This window comes from Sporocytophaga sp. (assembly GCF_017745095.1).
Classification (GTDB): Bacteria; Bacteroidota; Bacteroidia; order Cytophagales; family Cytophagaceae; genus Sporocytophaga.
In genome coordinates this window covers 192,081-211,873 of record NZ_JAGHZZ010000007.1, presented here as the reverse complement: position 1 = coordinate 211,873, position 19,793 = coordinate 192,081, and the positions used below count along the sequence as shown (strand labels likewise).

Here is a 19,793-nt window from a genome sequence, read left to right as displayed (position 1 = left end):
ATGCGATTCTTATTTATTATTCCTTCACTTAAAAAGAAAAACGGAAATGGAAACAATTAAAATTTCAGATAAAAATTCTCAATACCAATTGTCCTCCTCAGCAGTTTTGCTAACGGGATTAAGATGGGTTACAGGCTGGCTCTTCTTCTCTGCATTCTGGAGAAGGTTGATTCTGGAAAATAAATTAGATCCTGATGGAATCGGCTATGTTGGTGAGAAGTTTAACCACTTCTTCCCCAATGCTATATTCGTTAAACCTATGATTCATTTTATGATCACTCATCCAGATTTCCTTCAGATATTCCTCATCGTATTTACGATCATTGAAGCTCTGGTTGGATTAGGGCTATTGTTTGGGATATTTACTCGAGCCTCAGCATTAGGAGTGTTTCTCCTCTCTTTTGGAATATTGTTTGGTGCTGGATGGCTTGGAACAACGTGCCTGGATGAATGGCAGATCGGGGCTTTTGGTATCATAGCTGGACTCATTATGATAGTAGCTGGCGCAGATAAGTTTTCCTTAGACAGACTCTTGCTTTCAAGGCTTACTAAACTAAAAGAAAAAAAATGGTTTAAATATATGGGGTCTGGTGACATAAACATTAGCAATAGAATATTTACATACATTTCTTTATTCATCGCAATGTTTTCTTTAATAATAACTTTGTATACCAATCAAGTCTTTCATGGAGGAGTATGGGGAAAACTTCATAACCTATCTATGAAGCCTAATATTGTAATTTCAGAAACAAAGTATGACAAAGTCAAAGGGCTTAGATTCGATCTGTTCAGAGATCAGGGTATTGATACGTATGGTGCATTTATCACACGAATTTCTTTAAAAGATGAAAATGGTGAATTATTAGAAGAGTATTCGTATAGTGAGCTTTCCAAAATACCTGATGGGGACATTGAGAATTATTACATTGCCAAAGTGAAGAAAGGCAAAAACAGTTTGATCATTCCATTAGGAGCCAAAGCCAAAGTAACTCTTCCAATTACCGTCTCAAAAGAAGGCGGGTATTGGATAGAGGTAGAAGACATAAGCGGTAAAGTATGGAAGGAAAGTTTTAGAATTCAGAATTAATACCTTCTGGATAGCTATCCTACAGCTTGACAAAGTGAGGATGGAGTTATATAAAAGTCTTAACTTAAAAGGTTCTAGGAAAGTCCCAAGAGATTCACATTCCGATTTAAAATCCTCACTTGTATAACATGTGAGGATTTTTTGTTAAAGCTTTTTAGGTTTCCTTAAGGGTCAAAAACCAATTATGTGTTTAATCTAAAAAGTAAACCTATGGATATTGATCAATTCTTGTTGTTCACTTGCAATATGAATCATATAGTCAGGCTCTAAATTAATTTCAAATAAGTGCCACCGTTTTTTATTTAAAATTGAAATAGCATCTTCAATTAAAATTTCATTTAAAGGAATGGAAAGACCTCTTCCATCTGCCTTTGCTGTACTTTCTTTCTTGGTCCAATAAACATAAAATGTTTTTAAAGGATTGGCTGATGTTAAAATTACATTCCATTCACTTTCTGTAAATAAAGTTTTAAAATCGCAGAAAGATATCTCTTTCATTTTTTCAATGTCTATCCCTATCGGAAACCCATTTGATACTGCAACTGCTGAAAATTGCTCAGAATGAGAAATGCTAAAATTTATGGTTGAATTGGAAATGTATGGACGGCCATATTTATTATATTCCAACTGATTTAATATATTTTCAGTATTGTAATAATTTTCAAATATTTTTTTTAATAAAATTTTTCCAAATAGGTGCCCTTGAATATCAAGTGGCATTTTAAATTTAAAAATATCTTTTCTCATTGAAAGGGGAAGAGTTCTTATGTATGCAATCAATTTCTTATGATCCAGTTTGTCCTCGAACTTAGTATAAAATATTTCCATTGAAATAATAAGTAAAGGAATGAGTATAATCTTCGGATTAGAGATAATAAAAGAAAGAGAGTGTTATTTAAATCAAACATTCATTCAAATACAACTCTCTTTCTTAAACTTGTTTCAATCAAATTTTAATCAAATTTCTTCAACATGATAATTTTGATTTTCCAAACACTTTTTAATTTGCGCAGCAGTAATACCAATATAAGGTTCTTTAAATAATGTATTATGATTTCCTGGAATTTTAATCAAAGTTATATTATGAGCTGAACAGTATCTATTCCAACCCATGTAAGGGTCAGATGAAGATGAGCTTACCAGTTCATCTAAAGCTTTGAACAATACAATCTTTCCATCATATGGTTTGAGCTTGTAATCACTTATCATACTTCTAAATTGATTAAGAAGGAAATATTGAAGGAGTTTCTGAGATTCATTATAAATCAATTTTATCTTAGCTCTGAAAGAATTATAAGAGAATGCGGCCTTCCAATGAGCAAACTTGTCTGATAAATATTTCTTTGATGCCTTAGAAACCGTGGCTTCTGGAGTATAAACTTCAAATAAAGATAACAGACCAATCTCATCTCCTGCGGCAGTGAGTTGTTGAGCTACTTCGTACGCGATGATTCCACTGGCACAAAATCCACCAATGAAATAAGGGCCTGTTGGCTGAATCTGTTTCATTTGCTTTATAAACATAGCCGCAACTTCTTCTGTTCTGTCTATATTTAATGGCTCAAATCCATACAGTGGCTGATCCTCTCCGAGATATTTTGCTAGATTATGATAGAATAAATATCCTGGCAATAAGAATAACGGAGGTTTATTTCCTTTAGGTTGTATAGGAATAATTCCTGTTTTTTTAATTCCAGAATCTCCTTTTATAACCTTACTGAGCTCTTTAATAGTAGGAGCTTCAAATAATATGGACAATGGATAATTTTGTCCAAACTCCCTTTCAATTTTGGCCATTACTTTTGTAGCGAGAAGAGAATGTCCACCTAATTCAAAGAAATTATCAGTAATGCTGATAGCGTCTCTTCCTAAAATCTCTTCAAAGATCGCCACAAGTTTTTCCTCTGTTGCATTAAAGGCAAACTCAAATGTTTTGTTTGCATTAATATAATTCTTAGTACTATTTGCTAATGCCTGACGATTAATTTTTCCGTTAGAAGTTAATGGAAAGCTTTCCTTTTTGATCAGGTAGACAGGTATCATAAAATCAGGAAGAGTCTTTCTAAGAAAAGTTTTTACATCAGCTTCCGTTAAATTCGTATTGCTTAAATAAAACCCTATAATCTTTTTATCACCATTGTCATCTTTTAAAATCACTACAGAATCTTCTATCAGAGGATGGCTAGATATAGCATTTTCAATTTCTCCCAGTTCTATTCTATATCCCCTAAGTTTAATTTGATTGTCTTTTCTTCCTCCAAATTCTATCGTTCCATTTTCCAGCCATCTTCCAAGGTCTCCGGTCTTATACAATCTTCCTTCAAAACTAAATGGATCAGGAATGAATTTTTCTTGCGTACGTTTTTCATCGTTTATATACCCTCTTGCAACTCCTTTCCCTCCTACATAAATTTCACCTTGCACTCCAATTGGAAGAAGATTAAGAGATTTGTCCAAAATATAAACGGTGGTATTCGTGATTGGCTTACCAATAGGAATGTCTTCTTCACTTGTATGCTCTATTTTATGATATAGAGAAAAAGTTGTGTTTTCAGTAGGCCCATATCCATTGACTATTTCAAGGTGAGGAATTGCTTGTTTAACTTTATTAATATGCTTCACTGATAATTTATCGCCTCCAACAAATACTGATTGAAGAGGCTTAAAAATGTCTACATCTATATCTACTAATTGATTAAACCAGGATACTGTAAACCACATCAAAGAAATTCCATTCTCTTTTATCTTTTCTTTCAGCAATTGATGGTCTAATAAATTTTCTTTTGGATATACAAATAATTCACCACCGTTCAATAAAATTCCCCATACCTCAAATGTTGATGCATCAAATGAAAAGGCGCCTGTTTTTAATAGCTTAGTGCTGCTTGTTAATGTAACATAGTTGGTGTTTTTCACCAGCCTTATGATGTTCTTATGTTCTACTCCAACTCCTTTTGGATTACCAGTGGAACCGGATGTATACATTACATAGGCCAGATGATTGGTAAGTATTCTACTTTCAGGATTGGTATCTTTTTCTTTACTTAATTCTTCACCAAGTTGATCCAAAACAATCCATTGGTAAGAAGAATCTGGAAGATAGTCAAGATATTTTTTCTCACTGATAATTGTTTTAACCTTTGAATCATTTAACATATAAGCAATTCTTTCTTTTGGATAGGCAGGGTCGAGAGGAAGGTATGCACCTCCTGTCTTTAAAACAGCAATCAGAGATATTATACTAAACTCCGATTCATCCATTAATATACCTACCAGTTCTTCAGAAGAGATTCCTTGTTTTTTAAGATAATGTGCTAAATGATTAGATCGAATATTTAATTCATTATAACTGATTTTTTTGCCATTCCAATTTAGTGCAATTGCATCCGGGGATGAGAACACTTGTCTTTCAAATAATTCATGTACTGAAAAATCAGGAAGATTTCTTTTTGTGTCATTCCATACTTTTGTAAGGACTTCTTTCACCGATTGATTCAATACTTCAATCTGAGATAACTTGATTTTAGGGTTTGACATTACTTGTTCTAAGAGCATATGGAATGAATTCAACATTCTTTTTATTGTAATAGAATGGAATAGATCAGATTTATACTCTGCAGATACCAGATAACCTTCTGCTTGTTCGGAAACAGAAACTGTAAGATCGAACTTAGCATGTTTATTTTTCAATAAAATATTCTCTGCTTTAACTCCTGTTAAATGCAATGGATCTTCATGTACATTTTGAAAAGCAAACATTACTTGAATGAGTGAATTTACATCAGCTCCTGTTTCCTTTCTTAATTCATTAGCAAGAATTTCATATGGCAGATCTTGATGATGAAAAGCTTCTAATAATGTTTGTTTAACTTCTTCTATCAATTCATCAAATGCAACATCTTTGGAAAAATCAGTGGGAACAATTAAAGTGTTTACAAAAAAACCAATTAGTCTTTTTGTTGCTGCATCAGCCCGATCTACAATTGGAATTGCAGTATTTATAAATTCGTTTTGGCTATATTTATATAGTAGGGATTGGAATGCACTAAAGAAGGTCATAAAGAACGTAACATCTTTTTCTTTACTAAATTTTTTTAGTGAATTGATTATGGTATTAGGTATTAAAATTTCTTCATATAAGGCGCTATCTGAAATGATATCTTTTCCAGTACGCTCATATGGTAATTTTAATTTGGAAATTTTATCACTTAGCTTATTTCTCCAATAACCTTATTCTTATTTAGATGTTGTTTCTGCGCCCCAACGTAGCTGTTATATTCTCTTGTCAAATCCTCAAGATTTATTTCTTCGTCGATGAGGTTGGAATTATAAAGCTTATTCAGTTCTTCTAATATGATAGCGAATGACCAGGCATCAGAAATAATATGATGAGCAGAAATAATCAGAATACTACTTTCTTTCCCTTTTTTGATCACAGTTAAACGAATAGGAAGATCTTTACTTAGATCAAATGCCTTTTCAGTTTCGTCATCTATTAATTTTTGGATAATTGTTTCTTCATCGTCAGAAGTTGATTTTAAAAAATCAGATAAACAGCATACTCTTACTTTAAAGGTCGCTTTATAATTTAATTTAGCTTTAGGTTCTCCATCTACTTCAATAAAGTTTTTTCTTAAATTTAAATGCTTATCCAGTAGTTGTTTTACACTTTTTTCTAATACACCTGTATTCAATTTGCCTGACAAATTATAGGCTTTAACTACATTGTAAGTAGCTTTATTAGGAAGAAATTGGTAGAGAAACCATAATCTTCTTTCGTTAAATGACAGGTCAAATAATGTTGGTTTTTTGAAGAACAACTGATATAAGCTACTTTCTTTATCTTTTGAGGTAATTAAACCTATCTCATTTTTATTTATTGAAGTATCCAAAGTTTGGGTTCTTATGTTTGATACTTCGATAGGAGTTATATTTTCTATACTTTGTTTTTCAGCAATAAAAGGATTCTTGTTTTGGTGGCTATTTGATATATTAATATTATCTTCATTTACTTGAGCTTTTGATGCTATTAAAGAAGTTAATTTTTCAATTGTAAGATTATTGAAAATGTCTTTCATCGAAAAATCTGTATTGAATTTCTTATTGATATACATTTTCAGTTGCATGGCATGAAGCGAATGTCCTCCTGCGTGGAAAAAATTTTCCTGAATATTGATTTCCTTATTCAGGATCTCTTTCCAAAAGATAACGAGTTCTTTCTCAATGCTATTCTTGCTGATAGATACCTTTTGTTGTTGAATAGGTTTTTTTTCGTCATATTTTTGAAGTAGAGCTTTTGAGTCTACCTTGTTATTCTGATTAAGGGGAAAATGGTCAAGAAGTATAAGGTCGGAAGGAACCATATAATCAGGTAAATATTTTTCAATAAAGTCTCTCATCGATTCTATTGACAAACTTTCTCCCTCTTTTGGAATTACACAGGCGACCATGAATTTATCTTCATTACTTGTGCCTTTAACAATGATTTTACCTTCGTTAACAGATGGGTGCTTTATTAATATCTTTTCAACCTCCTCTATCTGAATCCTGAAACCTCTTATCTTTATCTGATTATCATTTCTACCAATGAAATCGATATTCCCATCTGGTAGCCACCTGCCAATGTCTCCAGTATTGTACAATACTTCTCCCTCTACAAAAGGGCTTTTAATAAATCTTTGTGTTGTTAACTCCGGATTGTTTAAATAACCACGTGCTACGCCAATTCCTCCAATATATATTGTTCCATAGCAATTGACGGGCATACAATTTAAATGTTTATCTAATATATACACCTTGCAGTTAGGGTTGGGTTTTCCTATTGGGATGCGAGAAGTAATAGGGCTGGAGTTTTTCGGTATTGTATAAGTGCAGGAAGAAACGGTTGCTTCGGTAGGCCCATATATGTTAATTATAGGGACGTGTTTATTAAGATTACTAACATCTGAAAATTTCAACGCTTCACCTCCACAAGATATACTGCGTAGTTTCGATAAATCAGGATTAATTGAATTAATGACTCTTAATATGCTTGGAGGTGTAGAAAAATAAGGCATATTGTATTTATTGATTAATTCAAGCGTTTTTTCTACGTCTCTTATTTCTTCTTCTGTTGGAAGTACAACTGTTCCACCTATAGTTAATATCGGGAATAACTTGGAAACTGAAGCATCAAATGCTAATGAAGGCATAGAAGGAACAGTATCTTCTGGGGTAAGCATGTATCGATCCTTTATCAACATTATGTTATTCACAACACTATTATGTTGTATTACAATTCCCTTAGGAGATCCCGTAGAACCGGAGGTGTACATTACATATGCCGCGTTTTCAGGTTTAACACCCGTTTTCGGATTAGCTAAATAATCATTATTTAGCCAATCATTATCACTTATTATAAGTTTTTTCTCTTCTGGAAACTCTAATAAACCTTTTAAACTTGAATTGGTAATTAATAATTTTGGTTTGGAATCGTCCACTAGTAATTGTATTCTCTTAACAGGATAGTTGGTGTCAAGTGGAACATAAACAGCACCAGCTTTTAAAACTCCTATTATAGCTACGACAGATTCTAATGATAATTCAAACAATACAGCAACAAGGTCTTCTTCTTTTATTCCTCTATTAATTAAACGTGCCGCTACAATGTTAGCTCTTCTATTTAATTCCTTATAAGTTAGTGAATGACCGTTGTAAATGACGGCTGTTGAATCAGGAGTTTTATCTACCTGTTCTTCTATTAAATGATGTAAACATATATTATTGCGGTAATTTTTTTCAGTTGCATTCCATTCAAAAAGAATTTTATTTCTTTCAGCTTCATCCAACATATTACATTCGGAGATTCTCTTTTGAGGATTTATTATCGCTTCTCTTAAAATATTGCAATAGTGTTCATTACTATTTTCAGAGATAGAAATTTCCATCAAGTCTAGTCTTGCTTCAAGGCAACCACACATGACATCCTCTTCGGAATTAGATAAATTAATTGAAAGAACTGGTAAGGTATTTTGATTGTCTGTCCTTTGTAAATTTAAATTAAGATTGGAACTACCATCTTCAAGTATATCATCAAAGGAAAAATTAACAACAAATGGATAAGAGTCCTTTTTATCTGCTATTGTTCTCTCTGTATCTTTTTGAATTTTATCATTCAATTGTTGAATTAAAATTTCAAAAGTAGGATCTTCTGAAAGATCTATTTCTATATAGGAGATCCTTTGATTTGATTTGTTCAATACATTTCCATTGGGGTGTATTGAGTTATTATATGATACTAAGAATTTATCTTGATCTGTATATCTTTTTGCCAAAGCAATAAATGCACTTAGTGATAGTATAAATGAGGAAAATTTGTTTTCGTTGAGATGCGATAGTTTTTCTTTGAGTTTATCTAAACTATTTTTTTGTAACCTTACATTTTGTCTTAATACTCTTACTTCACTTTCCATAGTGTTTTTACTAAATTTAATTTACTAATTTTGTGATCTTTTAAAAGCTTGATATTAAAGAAACGTACTATAGATTTTCTTTGTTATTAAAATCATATTAAACCCGTCTTTATTGACTGTTGGTAGATCTTTAGATTAATTAAAGTTTTATAAAGCCATTTATTATTTTTTTAGTAAGTAATATAAAATTTTACAAAATGTTAAATCCATAACATTTTAGAATGTCAGCAAATATTTGTAAGCAAAAATTTTTTACATAGGGTAAATTTATAAGAGTAAGGGGAAGTTTTTTTACCAATGTTCAAGGAAGAAATAATTGATTTATTCTCCGCCATCGGTCTCTTTCTAGTATAATAGTAAATAATATTATAGATAAATGAGATAGAGTATTTCAGTGTATTTTATTTATCAGAAGCAATATTATTCTCCGGTATTGGTTTAATGGATCATTATATCCCATTTGTAAAATTAAATTAAACTGTGTGGTAAATGATAGGATTGGGGTAGAGTGATTAAAAGTCCTAGGGAGGAAATGATTACAAGGGAGTTATTATCGATGAGTGCAAGCTTTATATAATGAGTTTTTATCTATGTATGAACTTTAGTGAGTGAGACAAACAAAGCAAAAGCCTTAAATAGTCTTGTCCTAACTTAAATATCACATCACAGTTGATATTTTATAAATCTATAAAAATGCTAAAAGATCAAAATATAATCTGCCTTGGAAACAATATGTGGGAAAGTAATTTCACAAATACTATGGCAGAAATCATGACTGTTTTAAGTTCAGAAAATAAAGTACTGCATGTAGACTATGCATTTAGTTTTAAAGATTTTTTAAGGGGCCCTAAGGCTATTCCCTTTAAAAAGATATTAGGATTTGAACCAAGATTGCGAGAAGTGAAAACCAGGGTTAGTTCAACTATTAATGTCTTAAGTCCTCCCCCAGTGCTTCCCATCAATATGATACCCTCTCATCCACTTTTTTTAAAACTATTAAGGGTAAATGCTCGCATTGTTGAAAGTGAAATTAAAAGAGCAGTTCAACAACTTAAAATCAAAGATCCGATTATTGTTTCAGGATTTAATCCTTATTATGGAACAATGCTTGCAGGACGGCTTGATGAAATATTAAATATCTATTACTGTTATGATGAAATAGCAACAGGATGGAACTCCAATCATGGGATTCTGATCGAGAATGATTATATAAATAAAGCGGATGTTGTCATTACCACTTCAGAAATTCTGTTTCATTCGAAGAGTAGTAAAACCAAAGAATGCTATTTAATTAAGAACGGAGTTGACTTCAATCGATTTAATATGCATGCAGCAAATGTTAGGAATGCAAAAAGGAAAGTGATAGGGTATACAGGAAGTATTGACGATCGATTTGATATTGAAACGATGAAGTATTTGATAGAAAATTTACCTGATGTTGAATTTCTTTTTGCAGGAAGAACACCCGATGAAAATGCCTTTAGAATTTTATCTAAATTTTCAAATACGAGATGGCTAGGCGCTAAAAAGCCTGAAGAAATCCCAGTAATAATAGGAGGGATAGATCTGGGGATTGTTCCTTATTTAAAAAATGATTATACAAGGAGCGTCTATCCATTAAAGTTCAATGAATACCTTGCAGTAGGTAAGCCGGTGGTTTCGTCAAATTTTGCAGATCTTCCGGAGTTCGATTCCTTTATTCATTTTGTCTCTTCTAAGGAAAGTTTTCTTAATGCTATAAGAGAAGAATTGAATACCGATAATGAAATTAAGAAAGAGGCAAGAATAAAATTTGCATCTGGTAATTCATGGCAAAAAAGAGCAGAGGATTTTTCATCTATCATTGAAAATGCATTGGAGAGAAAAGGATTTTTAAAATCTGCAAGTTGAATTAGTTTAGCTATAAATAGAACTTCATTCTAGAAAAATGATAAACGGATGTTTTACTCAAAATTTAAAAAAAATTATTCCAGAAGTCATGTAGAGAAATGACTTGTGAATCCTTCCCTAAATCTAAATGATTATATCGCAATGAAAAAGAAAGTAATCATATTAGATTTAGGTTATACTTTTTAGCACACACCGACCAATAAGAGATGAAGTTTGCAAAACTCATTTCAGTTAATTCTATTTTTAGAGCTAACCGCTCAGTAATCGACAGTTTATTATTCAAAACAATATTTGCAATAAAATTTGACAAAATCTTAAATTTAATTTTTGCAGGATATTCATGATTTTTCCCCTTGCCAGTTTGTTTTTTTTTTAATTTTTAAACAGTGCCTGCCAGTCCACCTGTTAGCCTTATATATATAAGTAAATTAATTAAGTGCGTGGGAACGAATATCGATTATTTAGAAAATAAGCCTGTCGTAGTTATTGGTGCAGGCATTAGTGGTTGTACATTGGCTTTGTATTTGGCGAAGAAGGGTTATAAGGTACAGGTTTATGAAAAAAGAATGAACCTTATAAATAACAATGAAATTAAGAAAAGGACAGTAGGGATGTCGATCAGTGAAAGAGGAGTTACTACTCTTAAAGATTTGGGTTTGTATGATAGTTACAAATCATTGCTGGTGCCTAAATATGGACGTGCTGTTCATTTACGAAGCGGGCAGGTATATCCTCAGTATTATGGAGCTAACAAAGAGGCCATTTATACTGTCAATAGAAAACATTTTAATTTTTACCTGATGGACGCTTGTTTGGAAACAGGTAATGTAGAGTTCTATTATGGACATAAATTAGAAGGAATTAATGTAGATGATAAGGAGATTACATTTATCACAAATACCAATTATAGTATAGAGGGCCAAGATACTACCACTGAAAGAGTTGTTAAATATGAATATTTATTTGGCTGCGACGGTACTTTTTCTTGTGTTAGACAAAGGTTGGTGGATCAGGGTTTGGTAGATGCAACCCTTTCGACTCTGGACTACAGATTCAAAGAGATTTATATACCTCCGAGAAACGGTGAGTATGTATTGGATCCGAATTATGTACACATTTGGAATATAGCCGAGCTATTGTTCGTTGCGCTGCCTGATGGTAAGAAGGGCTTTAATGGTACTTTGTTCTATACAGAATCTTGTGAAGTAAATAAATTGAAGGATAATGAAAAGTTGTTTGAATTCGTACAGGAAAACTGCCAGTTCCTTTCATTTATTGATAAGGAGCAGTTCATATCCGAGTTCAACAGCAATCCCGAATCTAAAATCTCTGAGATAAAATGCACCAATTGGAACTTTAAAGATCAGGTCTTGCTGGTAGGAGATGCGGCCCATGCTATGCCTCCTTTCTATGCTATGGGTATGAATACCTGTATGGAAAGTGTTAGGGTGTTTGCTCATCTTATCGATGAATTTGGTGGAGATATTGGCAAAGCTATTACTCATTTTACTGAAAGAAGGATTGGCGACACTGAGGCAATGAAGGCTATGGCAAATAAGAATTATAAAAAGCTTAGAAAGTGCCATAACAAAGATTTTGATGAGAAATGGAATCAGGCACATGAGGCCATGAAACATTCCAATGGAGAGTATGAAACAGAGTATTTCCAGGTAGCATTCACGAATAAACCATTCAGCCAAATAGTTGAAAAATATGGACAGGGTGTTGATGCTGAAGAAAATGGTTTACCGCTTATTAGTCATTAATCACTTGCTTTAATAAAGGCCAACTGAATAAAAGAAAATATGATATAAGGGCTTAATAAAGTCAGTCGAATGTAGGAGTTGAATAGCTTGTGTTAAAGCTTGGAAATATTGCAAGAGAAAATTAACTATAGGTAGTCTTTACCGCACGAATCCCAATGAATACAATATTGTAAAATTTATGTCTTTGTTAAGTTAGCTGAAAATAGATTTATTTCTTAGGTTTATCTTAAATCTTCATATAAAAGTATGAATAGATTTTAAAAAGGTTTTCATTCCGATTTAAATTCTTATTTACATTTTCATATGAAGATTTTTGCCTTTATATATTATTTATTATTTTGTTATACAAATTTTAAGATTCTCAATAGGAATTTCTGTACGAAAAAGTTTTGAGTAAGTTATTTTTTCATTAGGTAGTGAATATGGTAAATGAAATTTTACATATTCAGGAGGATTTTGAATCTGAGTTTGACCTAGTAAAAATTTTGTATATGGGAATTTTCTAACCTATTCAAGATATTTTAAGTATACTCATTCTTACCAAAACTCTAGTTTCTCTAAATTTCAATATTTGTAAATAACTTTTTAAAATAAAAATAAATATGGCCAACATCAAAAACATTCAAGGACTATCTGGCAGTGATATTGAAAGAGAATTAAACAATGGAGGAAAATTCGTTGTGTTTCAATATTGCATTTCGATTGTTGTAATGACTTTTAGACGCTCAAGTGATGTGTATTTTATTAAACCTGGAGAGTCAACTGTGAAACATGGTATTGGGTTTACATTACTAACATTTCTTTTGGGATGGTGGGGGATTCCCTGGGGACCTATTTATAGCATAGGTGCTTTATATACCAATATCACGGGAGGAAAAGATGTAACTCAGGAGGTACTGAATTCAATTCAGTCTAAAGATAGTAAGTCTGTAAACCAGCCCATAGGCCAGTCTTAAGCATGAAAAACTAAGGTTTTTGCAAAATTTTAGTATAAAATTAGATGCCCTTCAGGATTTGAAACTTGGTGGGCATTTTTAATTCACGAACATTTAATTTTGTCTTTAGATTAAATATTCGACAACTGTGAGTGTATTTTCCTAACAATTAGGTTAGTACAAGGTTTTTTGTTTTATACCCAATCGTTGATGACCTTATTAAGTTTGCTTTTTGGGAGGATTACTCAATTTATTTTAGGGAAACTTGACACTATGTGGATCAATGTTATTTCTGACGCCATTACTTCCCTCGTTTTTTTTATTATCTCTTTCATTATAGGATATATTATTTGGAAGAGAAAAGATTTTAGACGATACTGGTGGGTCCTGCTCATTTTTCTTTTTATTACAGGGACTGGAATTAGTCATCTTATCGATGTATTAACTGTTTGGAATCCAATTTATAGGCTTGAGTTTATTGTCAGGGGCATTACTTCAATTGCTTCATTAGGGGTGATTTATGCCTTATATGTGCTTGCACCAAAAATTCTGACTATTATAGATAATCTTTCATTTCGTAGTTTAAAAGACCGGCTGAATGATCACGTAAAAGCTTTGGAAAAACATAAGCACTTTATACAAAATCTGGCTGAAGCTAGTCCTAATAAATTGTATGTATATGATATAAATGAAAAAAAGAATATCTATTCAAATAAAGAATTGAATGAATCCCTTGGCTATAGCTCCGACCAATTGAAAAGTATGGGGAAATCGATTGTATCAGAGTTAATACACCCGGATGATGTTCAGCTGATAGAAGACTATTTTGATGGCTTTAAAAGTGCAGAAGATGATGAAGTAAGGTCATTGGATTATAGAATAAAGGATGTAAACGGGGAGTATAGATGGTTTTATTCAAGAGAAAAAGTTTTCAGAAGAGATAAAAATGGAAATGTTTGCCAGATTATAGGAATCGTGATGGACATCACAGATAGAAAGGAGGTAGAGGAAGAATTAAAGGAGAGCCAATTGTTCAGTCAAAAGGTTGCAGAGACCACACCTGATTCCATTTTTATAGTTGATTTGAATACAGGAGAAGTTGTTTATATTAATCGTGAGCCAGAAAAATATTTGGGAGTGACTGCTGATATGCTTACGGAATGGGGCATTTTACATCCGGATGAAAATTCAGCAATAAAAGCCAGGTATGAAAAATATAGAAAATTAAAAGATGATGAGATCACTACATTTGAATTTAGTGTGAAGGACCCTAATACCGGGAAATGGAATTGGACAGCTTCGAGAGAAATCCCTTTTCAAAGGGATGCAGAAGGCAATGTAACCCATATCCTTTCGATTTCAAGAGATATAACGGAGCTTAAAGAAATTCAGGATAAATTAAAAGCGGCGAATCAAAATCTGGAGGAAAAAATAAGGGAAAGAACCTATGAGCTAAAAAAAAGAGAGAGCCAGTTGAGTCTTATAACCAATGCAATACCTGCAATGATAGCGTATATCAATAAAGATAATGTATGTCAGTTTGCCAATCAGAACTTTAAGAAGATCAGAAATGTCTCTGATAGTATTGAGGGTAAAGCAATTCAGGATGGGATGGATGAAGAAACTTATAACATATTTCATGAATTGTTGAACGGATCATTATCTGGAAATGAAACTTCTGCTGAAATTGAATTGGAATTAAAAAGCAAGTTATCAAAGACTATTAGCCTCAATTTTATTCCTGATATATTTGAAAATAAGGTAAGGGGAGTGGTGATTATGGGAATAGATCTTACAGAAAGAATTGAAAATGAAAAAAAACTTGAAAAGAAAAATTTTGAATTACTTAGGATTAACAATGATCTTGATAATTTTATTTATACAGCCTCTCATGATCTGAAAGCTCCTATCATTAATATGGAAGCATTGGTGGATATTATTTTTGAAGGGAGTAAAAATATTAAATCAGAAGAACAGCAGTCGCTTATTGAGATGATAAAAACTTCAATTGAAAGGTTAAAAATTACTATAGAAGAATTAACGGAAATTAGCAGAATTCAAAGAGGTGTACATGATGCTGCTGAAGATATTTCATTTAATACTATTATAAATGATTTTAAGCAAGATTACAGAGAGCAGATAAAAATGGACAAAGTAACTTTTATAGAAGATATTCAGATTGCTTCAATTCATTTTTCTAAAAAAAATCTACGAAGTATTATGTATAATCTCCTGAGCAATGCTATTAAATATAGAAGTGAACGAGACCCTGTAATCAATATAAAAACGGAAAGGTTAGAAGAAGGCAATATAATACTTTCTATTAAAGATAACGGTCTGGGATTGGATAAACGGCAACAAGGCAAATTGTTCCAGATGTTTAAACGTTTGCATACTCATGTGGAGGGGACTGGAGTGGGACTATATATTGTGAAAAAAATGATTGAAAACACAGGTGGGCATATTGAGGTGGAAAGTGAATTAGGTAAAGGCTCGACTTTCACGATTTTTTTCTAATATTTAGACTCTCTGGGTTTTTAATTAGTTGATTTTTAGAAGGAATTTTAAATGGTAAATTGTGAGAATTTAAAGAAAATGAAATTTTGTAAGGGGGAATTTCATATCAAATTATCAGCTCATAAATGTTTATAAATTACCAAACTTGAAGTGATTAATCTCGTATTTTTTGATTAGATTAGTTAAGAATATTAAAAGTATGATTAATTTTTACAATAGTTATTGATCCGTTTTCAATAAAATCTTTTTCTCAATTCATTAATATTATCATGGAAATATATTATCCTAAAGGTCCAAAGTCCGTACCTGAGAACCTCACTAAACCGACTTCCAAATATAAGCTTCATGCTTGGCTTGCACTTAGTGGTTTGTGTGTATTCGTACTTCTTTATTTTTGGTTCATTTATTTTTTTGCCTCTACCTCAGTAAAATCATTTATGAATGTTGGCACAGGAAGTAATCCATTCCTGAATTTGATTGTAGGGGTAATCATGGCATTCCTTGCGCTCTTTTTAACCAAGGCCTTATTTTTTATTAAGAGATTCGATAAAGGTGATGATTTTGAAATAACAGAAAAGCAAGAGCCTGAGCTATTTAAATTTATTAATGAGGTTGCTGATAATGCAGGAGCACCAAGGCCTCATCGTGTATATTTATCAGCACGAGTAAACGCTTCGGTTTTTTATGATCTTTCTATTATCAATCTGGTATTTCCGACCAAAAAAAATCTTGAAATAGGTTTAGGTCTTGTAAACTCACTTACACTTAATGAATTTAAAGCTGTTCTTGCGCATGAATTTGGCCATTTTGCCCAAAAGACAATGGCTGTGGGCAGGTGGGTATATATATCCAGACAGATAGCTTCTCACATAGTTGGCGCCAGAGATTGGTTTGATAATATGATTAAAGGGATTTCAAGCTTTGATCTGAGAATCGCATGGATAGGATGGTTATTAAGTATATTTGTTTGGGCGATCAGGTCCTTGATGGATACTTTATTCACGATTGTAATATTGGCTGAAAGAGCGCTTTCCAGAGAAATGGAATTTAATGCAGACCTGGTTGCTGTATCATTAACAGGTAGTGATGCAATTGTAAATGGTTTATATAGACTAGAAGCAGCGGATAATGCATGGGATCAATCGGTTCAGTATGGTGTAGAAGCTTTATATGAAGGGAAGGCAGTCTCAGATGTATTTAACCTTCAGAAATATTTTATAAAGAAGATTGGTGTCATAATCGATAAACCGGAATATGGGAATCCACCGGTAATAGAAAATTCTTCCTCTCAGCGAATTTTCAAAAAACATCTTGCAAGTCCTCCTAAAATGTGGTCTACGCACCCTTCAGGTTTTGAAAGGGAGGAAAACGCTAAACGAACTTATATCGATGCTCCAAAGGACGAACGTAGCTCATGGATATTATTTAAAGATGCTGAAGAACTTAAGAAAAAGATGACCAAGCATCTTTACAAGCATATTGTTATCAAGGACAAGCAGATAGTAGATATTAGCAATGAGCAAGCCATTGAGGAGATAGATAAAAGATATAATAAGATTTTCTATAATCCCAAATACAGAGGTTATTATCTTAAGTATTCTCTTGCCAGAGATGTTGAAAAAGTTGATGAACTTTATTCTAATCAATATAGGAATGAAGAGATTCATGAGTTTTTGAAAGATTTGTACCCTGAGTCATTGAAGCAGGAACTGGAGTTGCTTGAAAGCAGAAACGAAGAAATAATAATGCTTCAGGCATTATTTGATAAAGTGTATGATGCTCCGGGAGGCGTAATATTGCATGAAGGCAAGGAGATAAAAAGAAAGGATTTACCGGAATTAATTTCTCGACTAAAAAGAGAAGTGAATGAGCAGCAGCAAAAATTTCTGAAATACAATCAAAAACTCAGATCTATACATTCTAATATTGGTGAAAGTTTTGATCCTTCGTGGAACACCTATCTGAAGGGACTTGTAAGTCTCATACATTATGCAGAACATTCTGTTGCTATCATTGCAGATTACAAAAGAGTATTTGATAACACTCTAAGAGTAATTCTGGCAGATGGGAATGTTTCTTCTTCCGAAATGAACAGATTATTGAGCGACGCGAGAAATATTACAAGGTCGCTTGAAGTCATTTATAATAATACATCAAGTGTAAATCCGGGGACTTTAGTCCTGGCTAGAATGAATGCAGAAAGTTGGTCTTCACTCCTTGAAGAATTTAAACTTGGATATGCCAATAATGAAAATATTAATGGTTGGATAGGAGTTGTGGATAGCTGGATTAATCTTGCGGTTAATAGTCTTGAAAAACTGAAGGATGGGGCATTGGAAGAACTGATTGCAACAGAAGAAAAGCTAGCTTCTGCTTATCAGACATCTGCTAATCCTGGCGCAGCTCCTTCTGTTTCCAGTATATCTTATACATATCCTCTTTTATTGAATGGCAATGAAAGTAAAGTAGAGCTTAAACTGAATCTGTGGGATAGGTTTTACTCTGCTGATGGGTTAATACCAACTATTGCCAGATTTTCAGTTGCAGCATCCATTATAGGTGTTGCTTTTTTTGCGGGACAATCAGTAACTGAAACTGATCTGATTATATACAATGGCTTATCAACACCTGTATCGGTAAATATTGCAGATGAAAGTATAAGGTTGGAACCATTGTCCAATGAAAAAATATCTATTTCAACGGATGGGAAATTTACTGTAGAATCCAGAACGGAAGATGGGACGCTGATTGAAAAATTCGAGGAAGAACTCAATAGCGAGAGCGGGACATTAGTGTACAATATAGCCTCAGCTGCAGTGATGCAGAAATGGACAACTTTTTATTCCTATGCTACTTCAATAAGTTCAAGTTATGCTCCTCAGCAGAAAGTATATGGAGCTCCAAGGTGGTTTAAATCGGATGCGGATTATTTTTTTACAGACTTTCCTGAAACTATTAAATTAAAAAGAGGATCCTCTGAATTTAAGTCATTACTTACTGATTATGGAAATAGCCCCTATGAAGTGCTTTCTGTTGTCAATGATAAGTTAGACAGTTTAAATCTCATCAGGAGTCACATACTTTGGGATGATACTAAATCCAAAAGTCTTGGTTCTTGGTTGTCAGTGGCAGCAACTATGAAAGACGGAGATACCTTACTTGCATTAAGATTAAAAAGAAACAAAAATGAAGTAATCACTCTCAGAAGCATGCAGGATGCAGTGTCAGAGGTGCAGGCAAAAAAAGTCTGTCGTGATTGTGAGGAAAGGTACAAGAAAGATCCTGAAAATGCAGATTTGTATTACCTGGCAATTCGTTGCATGGAAGATGGTCCGGAGCAAGATAAGGCATTTATAGATGGTTATAACAAATGGCCTGACAATGCATGGCTTTCTTTGGCAGGAGGATACGTTTTGACAAGTCAGGAAAATTGGACACTTGCAGAAAAGGCTTTGAGAAATGCAATAGAAAAAGAACCTTCTCTAAATAGTGTTTGCGTAGATATTGCGCGGATACATAAGATGAATTATAATAAGCTGGTTGAAAATTCATGGAAATCGGATTATCTTGAATATATAACCCAATTAGAATGGGGAACTTTGACAGACTCCGTTTCTTTAATCTATGTTAATTTGTCTAAAGGCTATCTTAATGAAGCTTTAAAAGTATCAGGTAGTAGTGGGGATAATCGTTCATTTGCTCTCAGGCTGGCGGCAGCATCAGACGGAGTTTCCGAAAACATTGTTCAAGAGTTTCTTAATTTAAGTCCTGAAGAAGGCTTAAATATGAATAGTATAACTCCGAGTATTGGGTTATTAGCAAGAAAAGGAAAAGATATTAGTCCTTATATGGTTATTCTGCGCACCTACTCTCCATCGGATTTTTATAGATTTGACGCATTTGTGAAATCTCTTCAAAATGGAGAAGCTCCTGAAAAAGCAGAAGAAAAAATCAAAGAGTTATCAATTAAAATGAAAGGACATGCCTATGTTTTAGGTGCTGTTTATTTGGGAGAAAAGTCTCCGAAAAGCTGGAAGGAAAAGGCTGATAAGATGTTATTTGTTACTGAGAGACCATATTTTGTTTATTAGAGTAATCGTTCAGTCGTTCATTTCTAAAGTGAAAAAGTAATACACAATATTAAACT

Annotated in this window: 9 protein-coding genes; 6 read left to right on the top strand and 3 right to left on the bottom strand. The window is 32.8% G+C overall.

The annotated features are described in order from the left end of the window. Window positions 1-46: 46 nt before the first annotated feature. On the top strand, window positions 47-1,087 hold the full coding sequence (locus J7604_RS12635; protein ID WP_293896513.1) for a TQO small subunit DoxD: 1,041 nt from the start codon (window positions 47-49) through the stop codon (window positions 1,085-1,087). A 195-nt stretch (window positions 1,088-1,282) separates the two neighbouring features. On the opposite strand, the gene J7604_RS12630 is transcribed toward J7604_RS12635, so the two are convergent. The 3 genes from J7604_RS12630 to J7604_RS12620 form a co-directional block, all read right to left on the bottom strand. Beyond that, complete coding sequence (locus J7604_RS12630) at window positions 1,283-1,834, bottom strand: 4'-phosphopantetheinyl transferase superfamily protein (protein ID WP_293896510.1); 552 nt, start codon at window positions 1,832-1,834, stop codon at window positions 1,283-1,285. Between the two features lie 210 nt (window positions 1,835-2,044). Continuing rightward, complete coding sequence (locus J7604_RS12625; protein WP_293896797.1) at window positions 2,045-5,287, bottom strand: amino acid adenylation domain-containing protein; 3,243 nt, start codon at window positions 5,285-5,287, stop codon at window positions 2,045-2,047. 8 nt (window positions 5,288-5,295) lie between these two features. Then, window positions 5,296-8,538 carry a non-ribosomal peptide synthetase gene (locus tag J7604_RS12620; RefSeq protein ID WP_293896507.1) on the bottom strand — a complete coding sequence of 1,081 codons (3,243 nt, stop codon included), beginning with the start codon at window positions 8,536-8,538 and terminating at the stop codon, window positions 5,296-5,298. A 693-nt stretch (window positions 8,539-9,231) separates the two neighbouring features. Between J7604_RS12620 and J7604_RS12615 the strand changes: the two genes are divergently transcribed. The 5 genes from J7604_RS12615 to J7604_RS12595 all read left to right on the top strand — a co-directional run bounded on the left by J7604_RS12615 (window position 9,232) and on the right by J7604_RS12595 (window position 19,737). Then, window positions 9,232-10,428, top strand: a complete 1,197-nt coding sequence (locus J7604_RS12615; protein ID WP_293896504.1) for a glycosyltransferase — start codon at window positions 9,232-9,234, stop codon at window positions 10,426-10,428. A 440-nt stretch (window positions 10,429-10,868) separates the two neighbouring features. After that, window positions 10,869-12,194, top strand: a complete 1,326-nt coding sequence (locus J7604_RS12610) for an NAD(P)/FAD-dependent oxidoreductase (protein ID WP_293896501.1) — start codon at window positions 10,869-10,871, stop codon at window positions 12,192-12,194. Between the two features lie 602 nt (window positions 12,195-12,796). Further along, window positions 12,797-13,150: a hypothetical protein gene (locus J7604_RS12605; protein WP_293896498.1), complete on the top strand. Its 354-nt coding sequence runs from the start codon at window positions 12,797-12,799 to the stop codon at window positions 13,148-13,150. Window positions 13,151-13,402: 252 nt separating this feature from the next. Continuing rightward, window positions 13,403-15,646, top strand: coding sequence for a PAS domain S-box protein (locus J7604_RS12600; protein ID WP_293896495.1), 2,244 nt, complete (start codon window positions 13,403-13,405; stop codon window positions 15,644-15,646). A gap of 269 nt (window positions 15,647-15,915) precedes the next feature. Continuing rightward, complete coding sequence (locus tag J7604_RS12595; RefSeq protein WP_293896492.1) at window positions 15,916-19,737, top strand: M48 family metalloprotease; 3,822 nt, start codon at window positions 15,916-15,918, stop codon at window positions 19,735-19,737. Window positions 19,738-19,793: the final 56 nt, after the last annotated feature.